The following is a 6,065-nucleotide window of genomic DNA, read 5'->3' as shown; positions in this document are numbered from 1 at the left end:
GCACCTCGAACCTGTCAGTAGTCCAGCCGGACCACGCCGCGCGGGCCGCGTCGCCGTCGCGCGCGGCAATGGCCGCAATGCCCGCCCAGAACCGGGCATACTCCGCCGAGCGCCAATCCTCCGTCAGCGGCACCAGCACGGCACGTGCCCCCGCGTAGTCGCCCTGCCGGTACAGGGCATAGCCGTGGCGCACCCCGGCCCGCCAGTCGGAAGGATTTTCCGCGGTCACCCGGGCATAGGCCGTGGCGGCCTCTGCGTACCGGCCCTGTTCCAGCAGGGACGAAGCCCGCATGCTTGCGCCGGAACAGCCAGCCATGGTTGCCGCCGCAACACCAAGGGCCACCAGAAAAGAAACACCGCGCACCCTGTTCATGATGCCTCCTGGCGGGCTACATGCCGCGCCGAATCAGACCGAACTTCTTCAGCTTGTATTGCAGGGTACGTCGGCTGATGCCCAGTGCGTCGGCCGTGCGTTCCCGATGTCCGCCGTGCACTTCCAGCGCGCGCAACAGGGCGTCGCGCTCCGCGTCGTCCAGCGAGCCGGGGTAGGCCCCCGGCACGCCGCCGTAGCCGCCGGGCATGAAGCCATCGCCCTCTGCAGGCCAGCCCGTATCGCCGCGCGGCATGGCGGAAGCGGAGTCCTGCCCCCAGCCCCTGCCCTGCCGTTCGAAGGCGCGGTCAACCGTACCCGATCTGTCGGACATGTCTGGCCTGTCGGGGCTGTAGAGCCGCTGGCGGTCCCCCCCCCTGTCCTGGCCCCTCTCCGGGCCTCTGTACTGCCCACTGTCCGGGCCGCCCCGCTCCCAACGGTCGGGGCGATCAGCCAGCACCTGCGAGGGCAGCGAATCGGGTCCCAGGGTATCGGAACGGCTGAGTATCAACGCCCGTTCCAGCACGTTTTCCAGTTCGCGCACGTTGCCGGGCCAGGAATAGCGCATCAGGGCTTCGAGAAATTCCGGGCTCACGCTGCGGATGCCCTTCTTGTTCTTGCGGCACAGCCGCTCCAGCAGGCGACCGGCCAGCATGGGCAGGTCTTCCAGCCGGTCGCGCAGGGGGGGCGAAACCACCTCCAGCACGTTGAGCCGGAAAAAGAGGTCCTCCCGGAATTCGCCCGCCTCCACCGCGCGCTTGAGGTCGCGGTTGGTGGCGGCGATGATGCGCACGTCCACGGGCACCGGACGTACCGCGCCCAAGGGTTCCACCACGCGCTCCTGCAAGGCGCGCAGCAGCTTGGATTGCAGTTCCAGCGGCAGTTCGCCTATTTCGTCAAGAAACAGCGTGCCACCTCGCGCCAGTTGGAAGCGCCCCGGCTTGTCGCGCACGGCCCCGGTGAACGCACCCTTCATGTAGCCGAACAGTTCGCTTTCCAGCAGATGGCCGGGCAGGGCCGCACAGTTCACCTTCACCAGCGGCTGGTCTGCACGGTTGCTGGCGTCGTGCAGGCCCTGGGCGATGAGTTCCTTGCCGGTGCCCGACTCGCCCATGACCAGGATGGTGGCCTCGCTGGGGCCTGCCTGCCGGATGAAGTCACGCACCCGGCACATGGCCTGGCTGGCCCCCACGATGGGTGCCGTGGGATCGTCGTCGCTCAGGCGGCGGCGCAGATTCTCGTTTTCTTCCAGCAGCCTGCCGAAGTCCCAGGCCTTTTCCAGAACCGCCGTCAGTTCCTCGTTGTCGGCGGGCTTGGTCAGGTAGTCGAAGGCACCCTTCTTCATGGCCACCACGGCGGAACCCACGGTACCGAAGGCGGTCAGCATGACCACGGGCAGGCCGGGGTACATTTCCTGAATACGGGCCAGGGTTTCCTGACCGTCCATGCCGGGCATGCGCATGTCCAGCAGCACCACGTTCACGCGGTCCTGGGCCAACAGTTCCAGGCCTTCCTCTCCGGAACCGGCTTCTTCCACGTTCCAGCCGCTGTCCTCCATGACGGCGCGGACCATCAGGCGGTGGCCGGGTTCGTCGTCGATGACCAGAAGTCGCTTCATCTTGTTTCCTTGGTGATGACTCTACGAATGTCCACGCCCGGCATGACGGAGCGGGCCATCAGGCGGTGGCCGGGTACGTCGTCGATGGCCGGAAGCCGCCTCATCGCTTGTTCTCGGTTATGTCGATGACCGTATCCGTGGCGGACGGGTCTGCCACGGATTGTCCGGGGGCGACATGTCCGGGGGCGGCATGTTCGTAACGGGTCGCGTTCCGGGGGGCGCCGCCCTGCCCCTCGTCCCGGCCTTCCCGGTTGGCCGTGGCCATGTCGAAGGCCGCCGCACCGGGGCAATTGCCTGCGGGAATGTCCGCGCCGTGGTCCAGCGGATCGCCGCCCTGTGGAATGCCCGCATCTTCCATGGCACCGCCCCCACTGGCCGACACGCCCTGTCCTCCGGCGCGCGCGGCATGACCCGCCCCCGGAAAGAACAGCGCCACCGTGGTGCCGCGCCCCACTTCGGAATCTATCTGCGCGCGGCCACCATGGTCGCGCATGGTCTTGTGCACCAGGGCAAGGCCAAGGCCGGTGCCCTTCTTCTTGGTTGTGTAGAACGGCTCAAAGGCCTGCTCGCGTTGTTCGCGACTCATGCCCGGCCCGGTGTCGCGCACGAACACCCATACCCCGCCGTCGGAGCCCATGGACGAAATGTGGATCTCGCGCCCCCCGTCACCGACGGGTTGCGGGCACTGCGACAGCGCGTCCAGACTGTTCAGCACCAGATTCAGCAGGGCCTGTTTGAGCGCGTCCTCGTCGGCCATGACCAGGTCGGGCCCCAGGCTGGTGCGCATGTGCACCCCCTGCTTGCCCGCGTCGAAGCGTACCAGGCTTTCCAGTTCCGCCGCCAGTTGCCCCAGGCTGACCTCGCGCGGCTCGATGGCGCGCGGTCTGGCCAGGTACAACAGATCGGTGATGACCCGGTTCAGCCGGTCCGCCTCGCGCACCATGGTCTGGGCGTAGTTCTCGTCCGGCTGCTTGCCCGCCAGCTTCTTGGCGAAATACTGGGCAAATCCGCGCAACGCCGATAGCGGGTTGCGTATCTCGTGCGCCACCCCTGCGGCCAGGGTGCCCACGGCGGCCAGTTTTTCCGCCTCGCTCAGGCTCTTTTCCAGTTCGCGTATCTGGGTTCTGTCGCGGATGATGACGAGGCGGTCGTGCTCCTCGTCGCTTTCGCGGATAGGCAGGGTGAGAATTTCCAGGTGCGCGCCGTCCACTGTACGGTTAGCCCAGCCGGGAGTGGCGCCGCTGTCCGGACCGGCGATGCACCCGGCGATTTCCGGCGGCAGTTCTGCCACGTCGGTACCGGCCAGACTGCCGTCGCGGGCCTTCAGGATGTCATGGGCCGCCGGGTTTGCGGCGCGCACCACGTTGTCCTGGGTGATGGTCAGCAGGCCGTCGGGCAGGTTGTCCACCAGCCGGGCCTGAAAGCGTTCCAGCACTGCGGCGCGGCCTGCCTGCTCGCGCCGCTTCAGAAAGCTCATGGTCAGCACCCAGATGAACACCGCCGCCGCCAGGATGTACGCTGCCTGAAACAGCGCATTCTGGCGAAATCCCCGATACACGGCCAGGTGCTTGGCCATGTCCAGCCCCACCACCAGAAAGGTGGGCAACTGGTTGGGGTCGTCGGACGAAAAGTCCTCCTGCCCGAAGGGGGGAGGCGCATGTGTTTGCGCGCCGTCCCCGCCGATGTCGGAACGGGGTTGCCCGGTGTCGTCCAGTTCCGTGTCGTGCATCAGGGTATGGCTGCGCGGCAGGATGCGCTTGCCGTACACGTAGGCGCTGAGTTTGCCGAAGGTGGCGCGGCCGTGCCATTCGCCCTTCTGGGCCAGATCCTGCAACGCCTCTGGCGGAAAGACCAGCGTGCCGCCCGCCTCTTGCGTGGGGCGCGAGGTAAGCACCCGCCCCCCCTGTCGGTCGATGATGCCCACGAACAGCACGTCGCCGCTCTGCTCCAGTTCGCGGAACAGTTCCGCCGTGCCCGGGCTGAACAGGCCCGGGCCATTGGGCCGCATGAACAGCCCGCGCCGCAGCGATGTTTCCACCGCCTGCAACACCGACCGGGCGGTAAGGATGAGGTGCTGGGTGCCTGCCTCTTCCTGCCGGTTCAGGGTTTGCCCGGTGGAAACGATGAGCGAAAGCCCGATGGTCACCAGCGCCATCACCGCAATGATCAGGGTGCTGCGCTCGGTGTTCTTGTCGGCGATATCCATGGAACGTCCTTGAAAAAACCGTGGGGATGCACACGCCCGGCTGCACAAGAAGCCGGGCGTGTGGGTATGGCATGAAAACCTCGTGCCAACGTGTGCACAACGTAATTCCAGCTAGTTACGCAAAATGCATTGCACAAACGACACAAGCCTTCACTCTTCCGTGCATAAAATTGCACATAGCAAGGAAACGCGCAACCCCGGTTGCACGTGTGCAATGGCGGAAGTCTGGGGGGAAAATTGCGGGGGAACACAGAAGAAGTGCAAGGGGGTAGAAAGGCACGGGAGGCACGAGGGAAAGCCGACTGGAGGGTCGGCCCTGCGAAGCCATGGCATCTGCATGCCGCGCAACGGAATCAGCATGTTGTTCTGCAAAATCAGTATGTTGCGCAACGAAACCGACTGGCGGATACACGAAAGTCCATCGTCCCTTCGCCCGTCGCCCTTCGGCCATCCGTCGGTCTATTGCCCCGATTGCTGGCGAGACTGTTGCCCGTTGGGCGTCGTGCCGTTGCCGCGCGCAGCGTCCTGCAGGCCTTCCAACACCCGCAGCGGCATGCCGATGACCCCACCCAGCAGGTCGAACACGGTGCTGCCCAGGTTACCCAAGGTACCGGTAACGATGCCGGTCTGGCGCACGCTGGTTTCCGGCTTGCGCAGATCGCCGTGAAAACGGATGGGAAAGGTGGGCACCCGCACCAGCGAGACGTCGGTGGTGTAGTCGATGCGCTTTTTCGCAAGGTCCACCCAGCCCCGGCCCACCATGGTCAGCAGCAGGCTGTTCAGGGTGAAGTCCTCGTTGTGCAGCACCCCGGTGCGCATGAAGCCGCTGGCCCGCGCCTCCGAGAACGGGGTCTTGGATTGTTCCGGTGTGCTCGACTTGCCGCGCGTGCTGTAGAAGCCGTCGCGCACCTCGAAGGCCCACGTGCCGGAAAGGGCTGCGGGCATGTCCTGTTCGGTGCGCAGGGGGCCTTGCACGTCCAGTAACAGCAGGGCCTTGCCGCCCACGTAATCCTTGCCCGCAAAACGCAGGCCCACCGGTTCCAGGTCGAAGTCGCGCGCGTCCAGCACAAGGCGCGTGGCCAGCGCGTCGCCCGCCGTGGCGCGGATGCTGCCGCCCAGCGTGCCGCCATAGAAACCCGAGGCGATGGGCCCCACTTCCAGTTGCCCGTCGCGCAGCAGGATGGGCGCGGTAAAGCCATCGAAGCGTAGCTGCTTGAAGGTGCCGCGCCCCACGGACACGCGCCCGTCGGCATCGAACGCGCGCAGCCACGCATAGTGCAGCGGCTCGTTGGAAGGCGCGGGTGCCGAATCCCCGGGGGCGGGGTCCGGCGTACGGGGGGCCAGATAGCGGTCCGCGTCGAAGGCGTCGGCATGCAGGCTGAAACGCCACAGGGGGCGCTGGCCGGAAATGCGTGAGACGTTGCCCGCCACGGGTTGGCCGTCCAGCACCAGCCGGGCGTCGGTCAGGTCGAAAGTGTTGCCGGACTGGCGAAAGCCCGCAGACAGTTCCGCCGAATGCAACGCACCGTCGGTCATTGTCCATGGCGCAAGGCCCAGCCCGCGCAAAGTGGCACGCGGATCCGCGAAACGGACGGACAGGCTGCCCGCCCAGCTGGCAACCTTGTTCATGCCGGTGGCGGTGAGGGACAGGCTGCCCCGCGCCCCCAGCGATTCCACGTCCAGCCGGTCGGAACTCAGGGAGCCCGCATCGAAATCGAAACGGACCGGACCGGTGAAGCGCGCCTCCACCGTGCGGCTCAGGTCGGTCAGCGAGGGCGGCAGCGAAAGGCGCAACGCCGCGGGCAACCGGTCGGCGGCCACGGGCAGGCCGGTGGCCGTGTCGAACAGCAGCGGCCCGTTGGCCGTGGCCT

At 66.7% G+C, this 6,065-nt stretch carries 4 protein-coding genes; all 4 read right to left on the bottom strand.

The features are described from left to right. On the bottom strand, nucleotides 1-373 hold a 373-nt coding region (locus FVW27_RS06045), incomplete at its 3' end, for a tetratricopeptide repeat protein (protein ID WP_167123596.1). 16 nt (nucleotides 374-389) lie between these two features. Further along, nucleotides 390-1,988, bottom strand: a complete 1,599-nt coding sequence (locus FVW27_RS06040; protein ID WP_167123594.1) for a sigma-54-dependent transcriptional regulator — start codon at nucleotides 1,986-1,988, stop codon at nucleotides 390-392. 100 nt (nucleotides 1,989-2,088) lie between these two features. Continuing rightward, nucleotides 2,089-4,194, bottom strand: coding sequence for a two-component system sensor histidine kinase NtrB (locus FVW27_RS06035; RefSeq protein WP_167123592.1), 2,106 nt, complete (start codon nucleotides 4,192-4,194; stop codon nucleotides 2,089-2,091). Between the two features lie 459 nt (nucleotides 4,195-4,653). Further along, on the bottom strand, nucleotides 4,654-6,065 hold a 1,412-nt coding region (locus FVW27_RS06030; protein WP_279586607.1), incomplete at its 5' end, for an AsmA family protein.

Origin of the sequence: Nitratidesulfovibrio liaohensis (assembly GCF_011682075.1) — a bacterium.
Taxonomy (GTDB): domain Bacteria; phylum Desulfobacterota; class Desulfovibrionia; order Desulfovibrionales; family Desulfovibrionaceae; genus Cupidesulfovibrio; species Cupidesulfovibrio liaohensis.
Note: the sequence above shows the minus strand (reverse complement) of the source record. Positions and strands in the feature narration are given on the sequence as shown.

What these genes read in the sequence shown, in the direction of transcription:
- FVW27_RS06040 (WP_167123594.1), bottom strand. Translation starts at nt 1,988, where the DNA reads ATGAAGCGACTTCTGGTCATCGACGACGAACCCGGCCACCGCCTGATG.
- FVW27_RS06035 (WP_167123592.1), bottom strand. Translation starts at nt 4,194, where the DNA reads ATGGATATCGCCGACAAGAACACCGAGCGCAGCACCCTGATCATTGCG.